Source organism: Embleya sp. NPDC001921, from assembly GCF_053594475.1.
The window spans coordinates 157,682-176,024 of the sequence record NZ_JBSFEO010000018.1 but is presented as its reverse complement, the minus strand read 5'-3'; the positions used below and the strand labels follow the sequence as shown (position 1 = coordinate 176,024).

The window sequence follows — 18,343 nt, the reverse complement described above, 5'->3', positions numbered from 1 at the left end:
GAGGGCGGAGGGAGAGACGTGGCCATCGAGCGGAGGTCACTGCGCGAACAGATCCGGGACGAGCTCGTGCGGCGCCTGGCCAGGGGCGAGTTCCGTCCGGGTTCGGTCGTCGACGAAGCGGCGCTCGCCCTGGAGTTCGGAGTCAGCCGCACTCCGTTGCGCGAGGCACTGATCGCGCTGGTCGGCGAGGGTGTGCTGCGCTCCGGCAGGCATCGCGGTTTCGAATTCGCCCCCATCAGCAACCGCGAGTTCACCGAACTGGTCGAGATCGTCGCCGAACTCGAGGCTTACGCGCTGCGTTCGAGCGATCCGGAACGACTGGCCGAGATCGCCGGTCGCCTCCTCGGGCTCGCCGACGAATTCCCCCAACAGGTCGCCGAGTACGGGCTCATCGCCGAGCGCGACCGAGAGTGGCACGACCTCCTGATCAGTGCCTGCGCCAATCGGCGGCTCGTCGGCCTCATCGCGTCGGTCAAGACGGACCTCCGCCGCTACGAGAGCCTCATGGTCCCCGACGACCGGCCCATCGCCCGTGAGCACGAGGAACACCGCGAGATAGCCCGCCGCCTCATCGCCAAGGACATCCCCGGCGCCGTCACCGCCCTCAGGGCGAACTGGCTCAACAGCTCCACCCGCATGCTCGCCGAGGCCTCCCCCACCCGGACCGAGCCGAACTGATCAGGAAGCTCTCCGAGCGCTGAATTCCCCGCCGCCGCCCCGAGCGCGGTTTCGGGCCACTTCGAGCGGCCCGGACACGGCCGGGGTCGATCACGTGCCGGGACCGGTCGAGCTGTTCGGCCGCGTGGAATCGCGCGAGCGGGATCGCGTGCGGTCGGTCCCGCACGCCGGCCTCGTTCCGGGCCGCGAGACGACGCCGTCGCGTCATCCCCGACCCGCAACCGACAAAATCGCCCGTCCCGCCGAGGAGGCCACCCCCTGCCGGATGGGGGCGGCCTCCTCGGGGCGGGTGTCAGCCCCCGAGTTCGGTGAGGCGTTGGCGGGCCTCGGCCAGCTTCGGGCCGTACGTGGTGGGGTCGGTCCGGGCCAGGTCGACGTACAGGTCGATCGCCTCGCGCACCAGCGGGATCGCGCTCGGCTTCCCGTCGGTTTCGGCCACGAACGCGGCGGCGGGCGACACGAGCCAGCCGGCCAACTGCGGGCGGTAGGTGGGGTTCCGGGTGGTGACCAGTCGCAGGTTGTCGACGGCGTTGACGACATGGCCGGTCGCCCTGGCCCGCAACTGCGGGTTGCCCCACAGCCGGATCGCCATTTCAACGCCCGCCCAGGCCTGCAGGTAGCCGAACTCGTCGTTGTGCGGGCTTTCGTCGATGAGGTCCTGCAGCAGACTCAGGGCCTGGTCGCCGAGCGCGACCGCCTCGTCCCAGCGCCCGGTTCCGGCCAGGAAGGCCACGGTCGGATGCATCGCCGATTGCGCCAGTTGCCGCCGGTAGGCGGGCTTGTCGGCGGCGAGGGTTCGCAGGTTGTCGACGGCTTGCAGGGCCAGATCGGTGGCCTTGGTCTGCAACTCGGGGTTGCCCCACAGGTGGACGGCGATCTCGATGATCGCCGACGAGACCTGGTGGTGGAGTTCGTCGTCGTCGGGACTCTCCGCGGCCAGCACGCGGTAGAGGGCGATGGCCTCGTCGCCGAGCGCGACCGCCTCGGTCCAGCGGCCGGTGCCGGCGAGGAAGGCCGTGGTGGGGGAGGTCGCCCATTGGGCGAGCCGGCGCCGGTACGCGGGGTTCTTCACGGCCAGTGTTCGAAGATTGTCGATGGCCGCGACCGCGAGGTTCGTCGCCTTGAGCCGCAACTCCGGCTTGCCCCACAGGTGGAGGGCGATGTCGACGGCCCCGGAGCAGAACAGGAATCCGAGTTCGACGTCGTCGGGACTCTCCGCGACGAGTACTCGGTAGAGGTCGATCGATTCGTCGCCGATCGCGACGGCTTCCTCCCAGCGGCCGCTGCCGGCCAGGAAAGCCGTGGTGGGACTGGCCGCCCATTGAGCGAGTCGGCGTCGGTACGCGGGGTTCCTCGCGGCCAGTGTTCGAAGATTGTCGATGGCCGCGACCGCGAGGTTCGTCGCCTTGAGCCGCAACTCCGGCTTGCCCCACAGGTGGTGGCCGACTTCGATGCACGCCCAGGAGATTCGGTACGCGAGTTCGTCGTCGTCGGGGTGCTCCGCCGCGAGCGTGCGGTAGAGCGCGACGGCTTCCTCGCCGGCGGCGATCGCCTCGTCCGAGCGGTCGACGGCCGCCAGGAATCCCGACAGGCGAACCAACCCCGCGCCGACCCGGGGGCGATAGCGGCGGGCATCGAGCGTGGTCAGCCGGCGCAACAGCCCGCACGCCGCCGACTGCGGCTCGACCGCTTCCGGAGCCCGCCGCGCGCCGGACAACTGCGTGGCCCGGTCTTCGAGCATGTCGGCCAGTCGTTCCGCACCGATCCGGTCCTCGGCGGTCAGCACGTGGTCGGGCGTGGCCCAGTGGTAGGCCGTCGGCGGGCCGCCCGCCAGGCGCCGGGTGAACAGCTTGCGGTTGGCCGGGCGGTACACCGCGAGTTCGGCCCCTCCGTCGCCGTCGTAGTCCGCGGGCACCGGAAGGTCGCCGGCCTGGCCCAGCGCGACGGTCCGGGTGCCGCCGCCCGTGGTGGACGTCACCCGCCAACTCCCGTCGCCCGGATCCCAGATCACGTCGTCGAGCCGACCGTCACCGTCGAAGTCGGCGCTCAGCGCCATGCGCGCGGCGGGTGGTCCGGACGGTGCCGCGCCGCGATGCCAGTACCAGAGGGAGAGGAAGACACCGGTCAGGCCGTCGAGCTCGAGCCCGGCCTGCTCGGCGGCGCTCGCATCGACGGTGATCCGCCAGGTGGTGGCCGGGCTGCGTCCCCAGAACGCCTGCCTGCTCGGCGGCGCACCGGGATCGTCGCGGTCGAAGGTCGCCAGTACGGTGCTCGACAGGGGGCCGCCCTGGGCGTTGCGCACCGTGCCGTTCTCGCCCCGGTTGGTGGCCAGGCCCGAGTGCTCGATCCGCACGCTCACCCGAGGCGTGTCGGCGTGCGCGCCGAGCAGACCGACGTGCAGGTACACCACCTTCATCGCGACGCGGTCCGGGAAGGCTTCGAGCGGGACGGTGAAGGTGGCGGTCCCCTTGCTCTTCAGGTCGCCCAGCAGGGCGGGAGAGGTCAGGTGGAGGTAGTACAGATCCTGGTCCAGCGGGTACCGGTCGTGCATCCGGTGCAGCTCCGCGAGTTGCGGCAGCCGACCCCACGAGGACTGGTACTGCTGCAACAGGCCTTTGACCCGGCTGTCGTCGCCCCGGGGCAGCGGGCGGTAGGCGTTCTCGATGTCGTCGGGGTGCAGGTAGCCCATGTCGAAGCTGTACGTGGGAGTGAGATTGCTCAGGGTCCACAGGTCCAGCGCCCGGTGGGCGTAGAAGCAGTACTCGATCAGCAGATCCATGTAGTGCTGGTTCTGGTTGATCAACAGGCGTGCGATACCGACGAGTTGCGCGATGTCGCCGGCCCAGTCGCCCTCCAGGCGGGTCAACCGGGTGATGTCGTTCGCGTTGACGGCGATCTTTCCGTCGGCCGCGGCCAACGTGAGCTGCTTCCGGCTGACTTCCAGGATCTGGAGTGCGCGTTCCCGGACCAGTTCGAGCTGGCGGATCAGCAGGTTCTTCTCGGCGTTCTGTAGTTGTCCGTCCACCTTGGCGCTGAAGAGCTGGCTCAAGGTTCCGGCCGCGTGGATGAACTTCGTGGCCGTGTCGCCCAGTTTCTCCAGCTTGCCGTCCTCGACGCGGATATCGGAACGCAGCTTGGGGACGTCCCCGCTCCAGTCGAACCAGTTGACCAGATAGCTGCCGTCGCCGTACTTCCCGGTCTCGACGTTGAACCCCTCCAGGACCGCCGCGTTCTTGGCGAGCACGTCGCCGACCGCGAGCAGGGCCACGAGCGAGAGGCCGCCCGTGTAGACGGCGCTTCCGATGGCGGCGATCGCGATCGCGGCACCGATCACCGGGCCCAGGTTGTTGCCGGGCGGGAACTCCAGACTCTCCTGGATCATCTTCTCGCGCACCGCGCCGAGTTGCACTTCCACCTCGTGCATCTGCCGGTCGATGATCTCGGCCCGCCCCCGGGCGTGATCGAGCCCCGTTTTCGCGGCATCGCGCTCCAGTTTGAGCACGGGCTGAAGGTCGGTGAGGTGGTCCACCTGAGTGCCCACCAACTGGATCTTGTCCGCCTTGCCGATGGCGAACAGCAGCAGGTCCCGCGCGGCGATGAGCGAGGCCTGCACGAGCGGGGCGTAGATCTCGACGAACTTCTCCTGGGCGGGAAAGTCCGGCACGATGTCGACGTCGTAGGGCACCCCGATGGGGGTGAGGTTGTGCGCGAGATGGCGGGACAGCTCTGCCGCGCGGGCCAGTTGGGGCCACAACACGAGCGCCCGGCCGAACTCGTGTCCGGCCGCGATCCGGTTGTCGGCCCGCCGGGGCAGGCCGGGCGCGTAGGAACGGAACAGGAACTCACCCACTCGGGTGCGGTATTCGGCCCACACCTGGTTGTACGCGTCACCGAGTTCCGCACGCACCGCGGCCCACCAGGAATCGGCGGTGTGGGTGCGCAGGTCCGGCTGTACGCTCGGCCCCGCCGCCGAGCCGGGCAGGCCGTCGAGGCCGTCCGGACCGGACTCCCCGGGCCCGTTCCAGCCGCCGCCTCCCGGCCCGCCGCTCCCGCCTCGGCCGGCGCCGCCGGGATCGCCGCCGCTGCCGTCGGGCCGGACCCCGGAGCGCTCGACCGTCTCGACCCGGATCTGCGCGCCGGAGCCGCCGACCGCCGCGTTTGCGCCGTTGCCGCCGCGCCCTCCGGATCCGGGATCCCGGCCGTCGCGGCCCGGAGGCGGCTTGACGCCGTCCTTGCCGGCCCCGCCGGGTCCGCCGTTGCCACCGTGTCCTCCGGTACCGCCACGCGCGATCAACGACACGTCCGCCGCCTTCGCGGCGAACAGCGTGATCGGGGTGGCCGTGCCGCCGGGCGCGCCGTTGCCGCCGGGCCCGCCCGACCTGCCGTTGGTGCCGTCGGGGCCGGACCCGCCGGTGCCCCCGCCGGTGCCCGTCGAACCGCCGGCACCGGCCGGGCCGGTGGTGTCGATCGCGCCACCCTCGCCCCGATAGGTCTCGGCCACGATCAGCACCGGGTGGCCCGAGGCGCGGAGGACGAATCCCGGGTCGTGCGTGATCTCCCGGGCGATCAGCACCAACCGGGTTCCCGGAGCCGGGTGTTCGGCCTGTAACTCGGCCTGCAGCGCGGTGTTCACGCGAATGCTGTCCCGCAGGTAGAACCAATCCGCCGCGGCTGCGGAGCCGGCTGGGTCGGCATCGGCTGCGGGGCTCACGACAGCGGCGCCGTCGGTATCGGAGGTCATCGAGTCTTCCTCTCGGTCGAAGGGTTCGGCGGAGCGCGAACGCGGGTCGCGTACCGCGCTGTTCGCGAGGGTGGCCCGGCTGGGCTCCCGGGAGCCATCCCTTGTTCCAGGGGTGGACACCATCAAGCGGCGTCGGTGCCGCGCGGCGAACGGCGAGTGCCATGGCGGAAATCACCGATGTGGCGATGCCCGTGTCGTGCCGGGCGGAACACCGAGAGGGCATCATCGTCGCCCCGTCCGATCGTGGCTTTCGACGGTTGGTGCCCGCTTGGCTTCGCCTCGGGAAGCGCTGTGCACTCGTCGTGGTTCGCCGGCCACCTTGACTTTCCCACTCGGAAAGTGGAACTCTTACTTTCCCGACAGGAAAGTGAGGTTCCGTCATGGCGGACACTGCTCCGGAACAGGCCCTCGCCGCGCTGGACGCCGTCGACCGTGCCCGGCGCCGGGTGGCCGAGGAAGTGGGCCTGCCCCGCGGCTACTGGTGGGCGATGGCGGCCGGCTGGCTGCTGCTGGGCGTGCTCGGCAGCGTGGCACCGTGGGCGGCCGGCACCGCGACCGCGGCCTTCGGCACCGGGCACGCGGTCTTCGCGACGCGCCTGCTCGACGGACGCCGGCGCACGGACCGACTGCGGGTCGGCGCGGCCGTCGCCGGGCGCCGCACTCCGCTGATCGTGATCGGCATGCTGCTCGGGCTCGTCGCCGTCACCGTGGCCGCCGCCCTCGCACTGCACGCCGACGGCGCCGACCACGCGAGCATCTGGGCGGCGGCGCTGATCGCGGCCGTCATCGGATTCGGCGGACCGGACATGCTGCGCGTTCTGCGCCGTTGGGCGCGGGCATGACGAAGGCACGGTTCGACGAACTGATCCACCCCAGCACCCGGTTGACGCTGGTCGCGACACTGGCCGCCGCCGACTGGGCGGAGTTCGCCTACCTCAAGGAGCAGTTGGGACTGTCCGAATCGGCACTGTCGAAGCAACTCGCAACCCTCGAGGAAGCCGGGTACGTGGCCACCGAGCGCCGCACCAGCGGCGGCCGCCGCAAGGTACGCGCCCGCCTGACCCGTGCCGGCCGGGATGCCTTCGACGGCCACGTCGCGGCACTGCAGGCCATCGTCGCCGGCGCCACGACAACCACCGAAAGGTCTCAACCCGGTTTGGATTCCCGGGCCGTTGCCCGCCGGACTCGGTAGTTCCAGCGTGTGAGCGACCGGACGACGGTCTCGGCGCCGATGGGGTTGGCGCTGTGCACGAAGACCGTTCCGATGCGGAAGGGCCGTCCGTGGAAGGCGGCTTCCTCCATGAGGGTCACCACGGGCAGGATGGTGTCGTCGCCGCCGAGATCGTGGTCGAGCCAGAGTTCGTCGACGAAGCGGTCGCGGTGCTCCTGCAGGAGCCGGATGCCTTCGGCGCTGGTGCGGGCGATCCGCGTGGCCCAGGGAAGTGGTCGCAGGTCGTCGATGCCGAGAATGACAGGCGCCGGTACGAGCGGGTCTTCGTGCATCCGACCATCATCACAGCAGAGCGGTCGAGGAAGCGCGGAAGGCAGCAAAGGCAGCAAAGGCAAGGCACCACACGCACGTTGCACAGCGTTCGTCGTCAGTCCCGCCCGGCACGGTGCTTCCTCGTGGACGTCGAGTCCTTCCGCAATCCCGTGTCGGCGTACAACGGAAGACTGCTGCCCTCCTGATCCCCGCATGCCGGCAGGCGGAGCGGCCTCCGACGAAACCTTCCCGATGTGTCTCCGGACCGGACGACAGCGCGGAGGGCCGACCACGGCGGTCTCACTACACTGCCGTGGTGAATATCCACGGGGGACCGAGCGCGCGAGCTTCGCCGCCTCCTCGACCGTACCGCCATCCCCCACCCTGCCGAGCGACCCCCGCGGGCCCAAGCCCTGGGGGGGAGCGACACATCGGTCGGGCTGTTGGAGGCCGCCGCAACGCCATCGATCGCCTCCCCGGTCGCATAATTCTCCGGGACCTCTCCACACATCTGCCGTGGGCGTGCAAATATGAGGCCATGAGTAGTGCGTACCCGGAATCCGGCCCGGCCGCCGAAGTCGACTGGACGGACGGCATTCCCGTTCCGCCTCTCGACTACGTGCCTGCGGACGAGTTCGAGCAGTCTCTCCAGAGGACCTTGGACGAACTCCTTCCCCTGTTCGAGGATGCGGGCCTGTAACCCGTGTACGCACTTTCGGATGACGATCTACGCCGAATCAACGCCCGCGTTGGAGGAACCGGCCGGGAAAGAGACCCCCGTCTCTTGGGTTCCCTCCAAGCGGCCGTGTACGGTCGCGGCTTCAAAAGGGCCCTCAATCCGACCCTGCCGCAGAAGGCCGCCGCGTTGATGAGCTACATCACGCAGGTCGCGGTCTTCGAGAACGCCAACGAACGCACCGGGCTGACGGCCGGGACCGTGCTGTGCCTGGTCAACGGCCACCGCATCGTGTGGGCGGACCCGAAGGAAGCCGACGCCTTCATCCGGGCCGTGGGTTATGCCCACCCCACGGTCTCGTGGATAGCCGACCGTATCGAAGCGCGGCTGCAACCGATTCCGTCGCTGTAGCGCCCGCCCCTGTACCACCCCGTGTGGTCTCCGACGCCGAATGACTGCGTCCCGGTGGTGGCCGGACTCAAGCCCGGCGAGGAGGTGTCCCGGATCCTGTCGCGTCGCTGCTTCGCCGACCGCGAGGCCGCCGACCGGGCCGCGCCGGCCGGTGCCGGGTGGTGCGCCTGGATTCGCCTCGAACGCCGGGCGGACGGGTGAGGGGTTCACCCGTGCGGATCGGCCCGGATGCCGTCCCGGCCACCCGCTGTCAGCGTGGGGATGGTGACCATCGGCCGAGTCTGGAGCACACCATGACAACCGGGACCTGGGGCAGCACATCGGTGGCCGAGCAGGGGGAGTGGTTGCCCGTTCTGGACATGCCCGCCCCCGGGCGGCAACGGCGGCTCACCGTGCTGTTCCGGTACCTCCTGCTGATCCCGCAGTTCATCGTCGTGTGGGTGTTGGGCCTGGTGGCGACCGTCCTGGTGTTCGTGGGTTGGTTCGCCGCGCTCGTGATGGGTCGGCTGCCCGGGCCGATCGCGTCGTTCCTGTGCGGGTTCGTCGGCTACGAAACGCGCGTGACGGCGAGTCAGATGCTGCTGATCGATCGGTATCCGCCCTTCGCCCTGGAGCCCCCGTCCGACTATCCGGTTCGGGTGGGGCTGCGGCCGGGGCGGCTGAATCGACTCGCCGTACTGTTCCGCATCATCCTGATCATCCCCGCCCTCGTCGTTCAGGCCCTGGCGTGGGCGGGGTGGTTCACGGTGTCCTTCGTGCTGTGGCTGATCGTGTTGATCGCCGGCCGGATGCCGGATCCGTTGTTCGAGGCCACCGCGGCGATCGTGCGCTATCGGATGCGCTTCATGGCGTACGGCCTGCTCGTGACGTCGGCCTACCCGAAGGGTCTGTTCGGCGACGCGCACACGTGGGAGGCGGGCACGGATCGCTCCGCGACGCGCCCGCTGCTGACCAGCGGACTCGGGCGGGGCCTGATCGCGCTGTTCCTGGTGATCGGACTGGTGGGCGCCTCGAGCGCGTCGATCATCCCCGCCGTCGGGAACGGTTAGGCAAACGCGTGCCCTCGCAACGGTGACCGACGCTCCGGTGACGTGACCCCGGCGCGCCCGAGCCGCGCGGAACCGCCCTGCCGACGGCGGCGACGCCCCACCCGGAGGCACAAGTCACCGTACTCGCGGTCTCGGAGCACGCCGCCCGACCGGCGGAAACCGTACATGCCGACCACTCGTCACGAGGAGCTGCGCGGGGCCATCGCACTCTCGTGCGGCGGCGCCGACGGGGGCCTCGCGTTCGCCTCGTGGATCATCCGGATTCCGCAGTACGGGCCTTGATCGAATCCCCGATCGATGCAAAGTGCTTAAATGATCGGATCCGCGTCGCGCCAGGGTGTTGATCGAGCGCCTGTGGGTCGCGTCCTTCGACCGACGATCCCTTGGAGGTCCGACATGTCCCAGCCCCTCGAACCGCCTGCGCGACCGTCCGGATCGACACGGGAGAACGCGGGAGAGATGCCGCCGAAGCCGACATACACTCCCATGATCGCACCTCCGATGCCCGCATTCGCGCCCGACGTCGGGCCACGTCCTTCCCGCGTGCGGGCCGCGGTCAGGCGGGGCGTAGCGGCGGTGCGCAAGGCTCCGGACCGCGCGGTGGAACGCTGGACTACCCGATCCGCGGAGGCCGAGCGAGAACAAGCCCGGGAGCGGGCACACGATCGCGAGTCGCGGAACGCGCGCAAAGTGGACGACATGAACGACGTTCGTTCGCGCGACGAGTTGATGGCAAGGAGAGAAAGGCTGGAGCGAGCGAAAGCCTCCAGTGAATTCTACCGATCGCTGTCCGAGGACATGAAGCCCGTCGTGCACAACAAGGCGGACACCTGGCAGGCCTTGAAGGTGAAGGAAGCAGCGGCACCCAAGATCATCCGCACGGTGCCCGCCCGCCGTCCGCCCACCCCCAGGGTCGCCCCCACCCGCCACCCCGGAATCAGCGGGGGGAGGCTCACCGTGGCAAAGTCGCCGGCGAGTCTTTCGTTCACCGCGTTCGCGCCCGCGGCCGGCGCCGACTACATGGTGCCTGCGGCCGGGGCCCCGGTACACAACATCGGAACACAAAGAGCGAGGCACGCCTCCCGCGAAGAGGGGATGTAGCGCCGAGCCGGCCGGTTGCCGCGTGGGCGGGTCGTCGGCTTCGACGACGTTGCACCCCCGGCAATCCGGCTACCGGATGTACCACTGCTGGGCTTTGTTTCCCGGAACGCAGTAGTTGAAGGTCAGTTGGCGGCCCGGGCCGTTGTCGGTCAGGCACTGCATGCCCGTGAACCCGGTTATCAGGGAAGCGCCCGGCGTGGGCGCCGCGCTGATGTTCAGCAGTCCGTCGGTGAAGGTGGCGGTGCCGAGTGACGGCGATCCGCCGTTGCCGGAGGGCGGGACGATCGTCGGGCCGCTCGTGTTGCAGGCCCGGATGTTCTGCCAGGGGCCGACCTGCGCCCTGACCCAGCCGTATTCGGTGTGTCCCCCCATCACCAGCCTGCTTCCGACGCCGGGGCTCGCCGTGTCGATGCCGATCCTCACGCCGTCACCGACATTGGTGATGGCTGCCCAGCCCGAGCCGCCGCAGCCCGCGGGCACCGCGGGCGGAGCCGCCGGAGCCGCGGCGGCGGGCTTGGCGACGGGGCGACTGGGCTGCCGCGCGCCGCTGTTCGCGGAGGTGCCGCCGGCCTGCGTGGAGCCGGTGCTCCCGGCTGCGGTGCGCTTCACTCCGGGCGGCGTCGGCCTGCCCGGCTCCGCCGGGGGTGGCGGGAGCTGGGCCGAACTCCCGGTTGCAGCAGGCTCGTTCGGCTCCGAGGTCGGGCCGGTCGCCGGCGCGGTCGTCGGATCCCCGGGCAGGGCGGCGGACGGCGCGGCGCCGGGTCCCGTCGGTGCCCCGGTGTCGGCCTGCGGTGTTGTGGTTCCCGGAGCAGCCGGAATCTGCGCGTGCGTCGGTCCGCCGTTTCGTGCCTCGGGGGTGGTGTCCGCAGGCGAGTGCAGCACGAACACAGCGGTGGCGACCGCCGCGATGACGGCGGCGGTCGGCAGCGCGGCGACGGCCGCGCGGTGTTTTCGGCTACGCCTTCGGGCGGGCCGGCGCGTGGCAGGGCTGAGCGTTCGAGGCGTGGGGCCGGATTGCTCGACGTCGCGGCGCACGATCGCGTGGCGGTGTTGCGCGTGCAACGCCTCCAGCATCTGCGCCACGATGTCGGGGATTTGTTCGTACGCTATCGAGCCGTTCGCGACGGCTCCCGCGCTCAGCGCACTGCGGTCTACGAACTGCACCACGACGTAAGGGATTTCTGCGACGTCTTCGACTCCCGCACTGCGATGGCCGCCGACGATCCCGGGGGAACGCAGCGTCGCCGCGAGTCGTGCCTCGCTGCGGAACCGCTCCACGGCCACGGCGTGCGCGCCGAGTTCCGGATGCAGGATCTTCATCACGACTCGCTGCCCGAGCACGGCGTCGTCCGCCGACCACACCTCCGCGGCACTGCCGTCGATCAATTGTTCGGCCAAGGTGTATCGGCCGCCGAAGATCGTCCCTGGTGCCCACATACCGCGCTCCCCGCAAAGCCTCGAAGGTCGGACGAAAACCGGAAGGTCGCCAAAAGCCACCGAAAGACCGTCGGAAGAGCGTCGGAAGACCGCAGTATCCGGTCCGCGCCTGACGATGGCGAACACGGCTGCGACGGTCCGCCGCCCACCCCGGCCTGCCCGAGCCGGACGGCGGACCACCGGTCACACGCGCTTGGACGCGTCCGCGCCGCCGCCTCCCGAGGACTTGCCGCCGAAGCTGCCGGGGCCCTTGTTCCCGGAGTCGGCGCCGGGGTCGCTGGACTGTCCGCCACCGCCGCCGTTGCCGCTGCCGCCACCGCCGTTGTCGCCGTAGCCACCGCTGCCGTTGCCGCTGCCGCCGGTTCCGGGGCTCGTGCCCGACCCGCCGTTGGACGGCGCGGACGAGCCGCCGCCGGACGGCCCGGACGAGCCGCCGCCGGAGGGCTTGTGGCCACCGCCCTCTCCGAGCCGGTTGTTGTGGGATTCGGACGAACTGCCGTTGGAGCGGTCGGGGTTGACATTATTGCCGCTGGTGCCCGACTTGCTCGATGTGCCGTTGCCCTTCTCGCGCATCTTCGCGTCGACGCTCTGCTGGGCCCCCGACTTGGGGGCTTGCGAACCCGACTTCTTGGCAGGCGCCTTGGCCGGAGGCCGGCTCTGCGTCTGCGGTGGGGTCTGCGTTTCGGCCCGCGTTTCGGCGGGCGCCTTGGCCGGCGGCGGCGCGGCCTTGTCGCGGTCGTTGAGCATGTAGACGCGCGACCGGTCGTGCCATTGGCCGTCCGGGCCCAGGGTTATGCGGTTTGCCGCGTCCGTGGTCCGCCCGCCACCGGTGTACGGCTCGACGGTCGCCTCGGTCGACGTCATGCCCGGGTCACCCGGCGAAACCGGCCGGTAGAAGTTCTGCATCGCCTGCATGTACTTGGCCATCTCCGGAAAGAAGGCCACCGAGTTGACGAAGTCGAGGCCGTCGCCGAAGAAGTGGTCGATCTCGTACCGGCGCCGCTCCAGCCAACTCATGCTTTGCCAGTTCCCGTACTGGGTCAGGTACCGGTCCACGAACTGCGGGTCCTGCTGTGCCCGGCGCACCATCCAGTTGAGGTAGTCCGACGTCAGACGGCCCTGAACCTGCTCGAGCGCGAACACCGCCACCTCGAACGCGGCATTCTGCTTCACCGCGACGTTGACGTTGCGGGTGAATGCGTCCTCGGTGGCCGACCTGGCGGTCTTCGGCGTGTACTCCGGCGGCGCCACCGGCTTCTCGGCCGTGGCACTGCGGGGCTTCGCGGGTTCGACGGGGGCTTCCCGCGGCACGGTCGGCTTCGTCTCGTCCCAGGTCCCGGGCTTGGCCTCGGGCTCCCCCGCAGGCGCGGGCGCGGGCCTCGTCTCGGGCTCCCCCGCGGGCGCGGGCCTGACCTCGGGCTCGCCCGCGGTGGTTCCCGCAGGTCCGCGGAGGGGTTCGGTCGCCGTGCCGCCGCCCGGCCCACGCGCCGGCCCACGCGCCGGATCGCCCGCGGCCGTCTTGCCTTCGCCTGCCGCCGGCTTCCCCGCCCCGGGACGGGTCGTCGTACCCTCCGCGGCACCGCCGCGCCCGGACGATTCGGTCCCGCCTCCACGACCCGTTTCAGGCCCGCCGTTGCCCTGGCCGGTCGAGGGCTTGCCCGTGTCCGGCGCCTGCCCGCGCGGCAGCTCGGCCGCTCCGCCCGAGGGTCCGTTCGTCACCGGTTTGGGGCCGTTCGTCCCCTTCCCCGCCGGGTCGCCGCCGGGTTTCTCGGGTCCTTCCTGCCAGCCGGATGTGGTTCCGGGCTTGGGAAGCTGCCCGCTGTACTTGGAGAGCTGATAATCCAGGAAGCTCCGGCTCCGCAGTTCCTTCACCGACTTGTTCGGGTCCGTGGCCTCGACCGCCTTGATCGCCTCGTACTCCAACGCGTCGGTCAGCGCGGGGGCCACCCTGGACCTCGCGAAAGTCTCCTCGGCGAGACTGCGGAGCACCGCGTCGCTCCGCACGTCGCGGATCGGGCTGAGTTTCACCCGCTCCCGCTCGTCGACGATATTTTTGGCGAATTCGTTGGTCTCCACATGCTTGTACTTGTCGTCGAGCCCCTGGTACGCGGCCTCCGTCAGGGCGAGATTCCGCAAGATATCGGGGTTTTTCACCGGTCCGTTGCGCAGCTCGGCGACGTAGTCCGCCACCGCCGTGCTCCGCTCCTGGAGAATCGCGCGGGCTTCGTTCTCCGCCCCCTGAATCGTCAGTGCGCGCTCTGCCATGAACAAGTTGACACCGGCGGCGACGTCCTTGGCGGTGACAACCCAACTATGCGGATGCGGGTTGATGAAAGGGCCGCCGAGCCGGGCTTCGGTGATGGTCGTCTGGATGATCGAAGCCACAAAAAGCTTCGGCATGAAGAACTTGGCGTCGCGCGGCAACATGTCCGGCGTAATGGGAACATTCCGCTGCAGCGCGTCCATGACACGCCAGGACAAGCTGGGCCCTCGCTTGTTGCCGGGTTCCGGCAGGTTCGGCTCGTCGGCGTGGGCCCGCACCGCGGTGGCCGCCTCCAACACCTGGATCCCGGCCACGGCCAAAACGAGCCCGGCCGCGATCCGGGTCCCTTTGACGGGTCGGCGCTTCGCATTTTTGCCAGATATGCCAGATGCCATCCTGGTGTCCTTTCGACAACGAGGTCGGGACCACCCGGTCGTTTGCCCGCGGGCTCGGCTGGCGTCGGAAATTCTGCAATTCGACCGCCGGCGCGCCATTTGTCCGGGAAAACGATCAGTGGGGATCGCGGGTAGACACCCACAGGACATCCCGTGTTCAGCCCTGCGGCTCGGCAGCGAAGTTACCGGCGACGAATGCGGCCGGGAATCGCACTTGAGCAACATCTGAGGTTCGCGTCAACCGGAATATGAAATTCCGAATCCCGAATTCGGGGGAAATGACACGGGTCGGCATGTCCGCCTCCACGCGGCGCCTCTGCGCTCGATTCAGGAAATTCCCCGCGCAGGAGTCGCCCGGCGCGTTCGCGTCCGCGGGCGGCGTGCAACAGGGGTTCGGCCTCGCCGGAGCCGGGGCCGGGGCCGTTGTCGGGCGTGTCGCCCGCGCCGCTCATCGTGCCGTGCGGGTGTGGCCGAGGGCGTCGGTGATCCGCAGCGGCAACACCGTGCCGCTGCCGAGCAGCGAGACGACGATCACCTGCGGTGTGCTCATGAGGTGTCTCCCGGATGGCGCGGGGGTCCCGACGAGTGGGGCCGAGTGTGTTCGGGAGAGGCTGCCGGCGCCGTGGCGGCGGGGTGGGGGCGTTCGGTCGGGGCGGCGCGGGCCGCGGGGATGTCGCGCGGCGCCGCCGCGGCGCTGGTGGGGCCGGTCGGGGGCTCGGTCGGCGCGGGGCCCGTGGGGATGAGGAGATGGTCCTCGTACGCGTGGTGGCGGCGAGTGGTGCGGCGGCGGTTCAACAGTCGTACGGCACGGGCGTGTTCGTCGCAGTCGACCAGGGCGCGGGCGAGGGTGTCCTGGACGATCTCGCGTTCGACGCGGACTCCGCCGAGGCGTTCCACCCGTTCCCCCAGGCTTGTCAGGAGTTCCACCGCGGCATGTGGGCGGCCGGCGGTGATCTCGGCCAGGGCGCGCACCACCGGGGCCAACACGTCCCGGTACTCCGGGCGTCGGTCGGCGGCGGCGCGGGCGGCCAGGGCGTCCAGATCGTCGCCGGCGGCTTCGACGGCCAGTGCGAGTGCGAGGTTGAAGGTGTGGAAGACCTCCGCCGTCCCTTCCGGCGCGGCCAGCAGCGCGCGCACGTGATCGAGATCGCACCGCCCCGCGGGGGACTGCCCGGCCAGGAGCAGACGCCAGTTCGTCGCGGAACGCATGCCCACGTCCGCGCGGTCCAGCGCCTCGTCGGCGCGCCGGCGCGCCTGGGCGAAGTCGCCGCAGGCCAGCGCCTGCAGGGCGGCGTGCCAGTTCAGATGCCGCGTCTGCGGCGCCCGCGGGTCCTGTGCCAGCCATCGGTCGAGGAAGGCGATCGCGTCGGGGCCCGCGCCCGATTCGTGTTCGGCGTGGGCCAGGGCGTGGGCGGCGACGCCCGAGCGCGGGTGCAGCGTCAGGGCATGCCGGGCCAGCGCGTGGGCCCGCTCGACGCGGCCCCGCTCCACCGCGCTCCACGCCGCCAGGCTCGTCCAGAACCAGTCGTCGCCTCCGGCGAGTTCGTGGTGGCGCTCGATCAGGGCGTCGCCGCAGGCGCGGTGCCAGGGATCGTCGCTCGCGGTGAACGCGCCGATCATCAGGGCTGCGACCTCGTCGCCGGGCCAGGCGGCGAAGTGCGTGATCAGATGGTCGGCCGTCATCCGGTATCGGCGATGGGTGTGCAGGAACACCGCGTGCACCAGACTCGCCGACCGCGCGTCGCTCCCCCGCGCGTGCTCATGGGCAAGGGCGAGTTCCGATGTCAACGCCTGATCCGTGAGGTCGTCCGCGGTCGCCAACAGCAGCAGCGCCCGCGCCACGCCCAAGCGCGGCTGTTCGCGCACCCATGCCCGCAGCAGCGGCAGTGCGCGCCCGCTCAGCGCCGCCAACTCCCGTACCGGCGCGTCGCCCAACGACACGCCCGTCACCGGCCCGAACGACATCCCAACCTCCTCGGCCTGCGGATTGCTGGAACGACCAGCGGAAGAGAGCGAAACAGACGACGCCGCCGTTCCCACGGTTGTTCCCGGGTAGCGTCAACGGCAGCGCCGCGTGGTTGCCGCTGGCCGTGCCCTCGCTCGCGAAGGTGCCCCTTCCGCCCGGGCGGAGCCGTCGGCATCGAGGCAACCGTTGCCGAACGTCCCGTTCCCCCTACCGACGACACCGGCCTGCGCCACCCCGGCCGGCACCGACGCCGCCCCCGCCGCGGCGCCGGCCACCGCGGCCCACTTCGCCGTACCCCGCACCGCACCGGTCACCGACCGCCGCTCGTCCGCACAGTCGTGCCCATCGTTTCCACCACTGTCTCCACTCACCCACCCCACGCGAGGGAGCGGGAATCCACACCGCGCACCGGGGCCCGAGCCACACCCCAACTGCCAACGAGTTGGCTGCCGAAAGGATGCGGGGAAATTCCTCCGCGTTATCGGACGGTCCTGGTCGACCTTGTACGGCGCACGTCAGCCACCCGGGCGGACCCGCGTCGACCGGCCGGTCGGTTCCCGGTCCGCGCCGCCACGAGCGCGTCGCGGTCGGTCCGTCCGGAGCGGCCGTCGACGTACCCGGGGTCCGCCCGGCGCGGGAGGACGGCGGTGTCACCGTCGCGGCAGGCGTCGCAGAACGCGGCGACGACGTGGCCCGGGTGGATGTGCCGGGCGACGCCGAAACCGCCGCTCGAAACGACGTGTCGGCCGATACGCGCAGGGCTGAACCCCACGGCATCGCCGTCAACCGCGGCGACGCCCCGGGGCGGTGTCGCCGAGCCGGTTCACCAGGGCGTCGACGGGTCCGACGGCGTCCTCCGCGGCGAGACGCGCCGCGATCGAGCCGGCGCGCTCGCGGTATCGCGGCCGGCTGGTGGCTTCGACGAGCGCCGCGTGCAGAGTGTCCGCGGAGAGCCGGCGTAGCGGCACCGCGCCCGGTGCGACGCCGAGTCGGACGAGTCGATCGCTCCAGAAGGCGCCGTCGAGTTGGATCGGGACGGGTACGCTCGGCACGCCCGCGCGCAGCCCGGCGGCGGCGGTGCCGGCCCCGGCATGGTGGACGACCGCGGCCGTACGGGGGAACAGCAGGTGGTGCGGGACGTCGTCGACGGTGAGCATGTCGTCACCTGTGGCGGAGAGGTCGGCCCACCCCCGTTGAATGATCCCGCGCAGGCCCGCGGCACGCAGTGCCCGTACCACCTGGCCGCTGACGTGCCCGGGGTCGGGGACGGTGGCGCTGCCCAGGCCGACGAACACCGGAGGCGGCCCGGCCTGGAGGAACTCCTCTACGGTTGACGGAAGTTCGCGTGGATCGTGCGGCCACCAGTAGCCGACCGGCTCCAGGCCCGGACGCCAGTCCCCGGGGCGTGGCACGACCGTGGGGCTGAACCCGTACATCACCGGCCAGCCGCGGCGCTCCCGCGCCCTGCGAGCCGTGGTCGGACCGGCCGCCGGCAGACCCAGGCGCTTTCGCAGGTCACGGGACACGTCGGTGTAGACCCGGTCGACGGCGAAGTCGACGGCGTGCGCGGCCAGCCGATTGCCCACCCCTCCCAGCGAACGCTCCGACACCATCGCCGGCGCGAACTCCCTTGTGGGGTGCAGAGGTTGCAGGTAGGCACCGACACACGGCACACCCAGCCCCACGGCGATCGTGCAGGCCGCCGGCGCCAGCGACGCCGACGCCACGATCACGTCGTGGCCCGGTGCGGCCTCGACCAGGCCGTCGGCCATCTCGCACGCCAGCGAGCGGGCCAGCGCCAACACGCGGACCAGCTTCCCCGCGCCGGTGGCGCTGCGATGCAGCGCCCGACCCTTCTCCGTATGCATCTGCTCATGCGGATCGATCGGCAGCGCGTGGAATCGCATCCCCGTATCGGCCACCAGCGGCTCGAACCGCCCATGGGTCACGAGGGTCACCTTGTGCCCGGCACCGACGAGGCCGGCACCCAATCCGGTAAACGGAGCAACGTCACCCTGAGAACCCGATGTCATGAGAGCAACACGCATCGCAACAGTATCCCCCGCACCACCCGCCCGCACAACGACGGATGCAAACGCGGACCGCCTCCCGACACACCGTGCCGGCCGAGGCAAAGCCGTTG

14 protein-coding genes are annotated in these 18,343 nt (G+C 70.8%); 8 read left to right on the top strand and 6 right to left on the bottom strand.

Annotated features, from left to right (window positions below; translation table 11 throughout):
* The first annotated feature begins 18 nt into the window (after positions 1–18).
* Positions 19–678, top strand: a complete 660-nt coding sequence (locus tag ACWCPW_RS22335; RefSeq protein WP_449763345.1) for a GntR family transcriptional regulator — start codon at positions 19–21, stop codon at positions 676–678.
* Between the two features lie 292 nt (positions 679–970).
* Here the strand turns inward: ACWCPW_RS22335 and ACWCPW_RS22330 are convergent, their stop codons facing one another.
* Positions 971–5,419 carry a hypothetical protein gene (locus tag ACWCPW_RS22330; RefSeq protein ID WP_449763344.1) on the bottom strand — a complete coding sequence of 1,483 codons (4,449 nt, stop codon included), beginning with the start codon at positions 5,417–5,419 and terminating at the stop codon, positions 971–973.
* Positions 5,420–5,799: 380 nt separating this feature from the next.
* Between ACWCPW_RS22330 and ACWCPW_RS22325 the strand changes: the two genes are divergently transcribed.
* Both ACWCPW_RS22325 and ACWCPW_RS22320 read left to right on the top strand, forming a co-directional pair.
* On the top strand, positions 5,800–6,261 hold the full coding sequence (locus ACWCPW_RS22325; protein WP_449763343.1) for a hypothetical protein: 462 nt from the start codon (positions 5,800–5,802) through the stop codon (positions 6,259–6,261).
* Positions 6,258–6,611, top strand: a complete 354-nt coding sequence (locus tag ACWCPW_RS22320; protein ID WP_449763342.1) for a transcriptional regulator — start codon at positions 6,258–6,260, stop codon at positions 6,609–6,611. Before ACWCPW_RS22325 ends, ACWCPW_RS22320 begins: the two co-directional genes overlap by 4 nt.
* On the opposite strand, the gene ACWCPW_RS22315 is transcribed toward ACWCPW_RS22320, so the two are convergent.
* Entirely contained in the window at positions 6,566–6,922 is a 357-nt protein-coding gene (locus tag ACWCPW_RS22315) for a cyclic-phosphate processing receiver domain-containing protein (protein WP_449763341.1), read from the bottom strand. The genes ACWCPW_RS22320 and ACWCPW_RS22315 overlap by 46 nt on opposite strands.
* 518 nt (positions 6,923–7,440) lie before the next feature.
* Here ACWCPW_RS22315 and ACWCPW_RS22310 point away from each other — a divergent pair.
* The 5 genes from ACWCPW_RS22310 (at position 7,441) to ACWCPW_RS22290 (ending at position 10,139) form a co-directional block, all read left to right on the top strand.
* A complete protein-coding gene (locus ACWCPW_RS22310) occupies positions 7,441–7,602 on the top strand; it encodes a hypothetical protein (protein ID WP_449763340.1) in 162 nt (53 codons plus the stop codon).
* An 84-nt stretch (positions 7,603–7,686) separates the two neighbouring features.
* Complete coding sequence (locus ACWCPW_RS22305; RefSeq protein ID WP_449763339.1) at positions 7,687–7,989, top strand: hypothetical protein; 303 nt, start codon at positions 7,687–7,689, stop codon at positions 7,987–7,989.
* A 57-nt stretch (positions 7,990–8,046) separates the two neighbouring features.
* Positions 8,047–8,190, top strand: a complete 144-nt coding sequence (locus ACWCPW_RS22300; RefSeq protein ID WP_449763338.1) for a hypothetical protein — start codon at positions 8,047–8,049, stop codon at positions 8,188–8,190.
* A 92-nt stretch (positions 8,191–8,282) separates the two neighbouring features.
* Positions 8,283–9,038, top strand: a complete 756-nt coding sequence (locus ACWCPW_RS22295; protein ID WP_449763337.1) for a DUF4389 domain-containing protein — start codon at positions 8,283–8,285, stop codon at positions 9,036–9,038.
* Between the two features lie 699 nt (positions 9,039–9,737).
* Positions 9,738–10,139, top strand: coding sequence for a hypothetical protein (locus ACWCPW_RS22290; RefSeq protein ID WP_449763336.1), 402 nt, complete (start codon positions 9,738–9,740; stop codon positions 10,137–10,139).
* 69 nt (positions 10,140–10,208) lie between these two features.
* Here ACWCPW_RS22290 and ACWCPW_RS22285 read toward each other — a convergent pair whose 3' ends face one another.
* The 4 genes from ACWCPW_RS22285 to ACWCPW_RS22270 all read right to left on the bottom strand — a co-directional run bounded on the left by ACWCPW_RS22285 (position 10,209) and on the right by ACWCPW_RS22270 (position 18,233).
* Entirely contained in the window at positions 10,209–11,576 is a 1,368-nt protein-coding gene (locus ACWCPW_RS22285; protein WP_449763335.1) for a hypothetical protein, read from the bottom strand.
* Positions 11,577–11,759: 183 nt separating this feature from the next.
* A complete protein-coding gene (locus ACWCPW_RS22280) occupies positions 11,760–14,234 on the bottom strand; it encodes a hypothetical protein (protein WP_449763334.1) in 2,475 nt (824 codons plus the stop codon).
* 546 nt (positions 14,235–14,780) lie between these two features.
* Positions 14,781–16,199 (bottom strand): tetratricopeptide repeat protein, encoded by a 1,419-nt coding sequence (locus tag ACWCPW_RS22275; RefSeq protein ID WP_449763333.1) that lies wholly within the window; start codon positions 16,197–16,199, stop codon positions 14,781–14,783.
* Positions 16,200–16,982: 783 nt separating this feature from the next.
* The gene (locus ACWCPW_RS22270; protein ID WP_449763365.1) at positions 16,983–18,233 is read right to left on the bottom strand and encodes a nucleotide disphospho-sugar-binding domain-containing protein; all 1,251 of its coding nucleotides are present in this window, start codon (positions 18,231–18,233) and stop codon (positions 16,983–16,985) included.
* Positions 18,234–18,343 lie beyond the last annotated feature (110 nt).

Coding starts and splice junctions, on each gene's coding strand:
- ACWCPW_RS22330 (WP_449763344.1), bottom strand. CDS start 5,419: ATGACCTCCGATACCGACGGCGCCGCTGTCGTGAGCCCCGCAGCCGAT.
- ACWCPW_RS22325 (WP_449763343.1), top strand. CDS start 5,800: ATGGCGGACACTGCTCCGGAACAGGCCCTCGCCGCGCTGGACGCCGTC.
- ACWCPW_RS22320 (WP_449763342.1), top strand. CDS start 6,258: ATGACGAAGGCACGGTTCGACGAACTGATCCACCCCAGCACCCGGTTG.
- ACWCPW_RS22315 (WP_449763341.1), bottom strand. CDS start 6,922: ATGCACGAAGACCCGCTCGTACCGGCGCCTGTCATTCTCGGCATCGAC.
- ACWCPW_RS22310 (WP_449763340.1), top strand. CDS start 7,441: ATGAGTAGTGCGTACCCGGAATCCGGCCCGGCCGCCGAAGTCGACTGG.
- ACWCPW_RS22295 (WP_449763337.1), top strand. CDS start 8,283: ATGACAACCGGGACCTGGGGCAGCACATCGGTGGCCGAGCAGGGGGAG.
- ACWCPW_RS22290 (WP_449763336.1), top strand. CDS start 9,738: ATGAACGACGTTCGTTCGCGCGACGAGTTGATGGCAAGGAGAGAAAGG.
- ACWCPW_RS22285 (WP_449763335.1), bottom strand. CDS start 11,576: ATGTGGGCACCAGGGACGATCTTCGGCGGCCGATACACCTTGGCCGAA.
- ACWCPW_RS22280 (WP_449763334.1), bottom strand. CDS start 14,234: ATGGCATCTGGCATATCTGGCAAAAATGCGAAGCGCCGACCCGTCAAA.
- ACWCPW_RS22275 (WP_449763333.1), bottom strand. CDS start 16,199: ATGTCGTTCGGGCCGGTGACGGGCGTGTCGTTGGGCGACGCGCCGGTA.
- ACWCPW_RS22270 (WP_449763365.1), bottom strand. CDS start 18,233: ATGACATCGGGTTCTCAGGGTGACGTTGCTCCGTTTACCGGATTGGGT.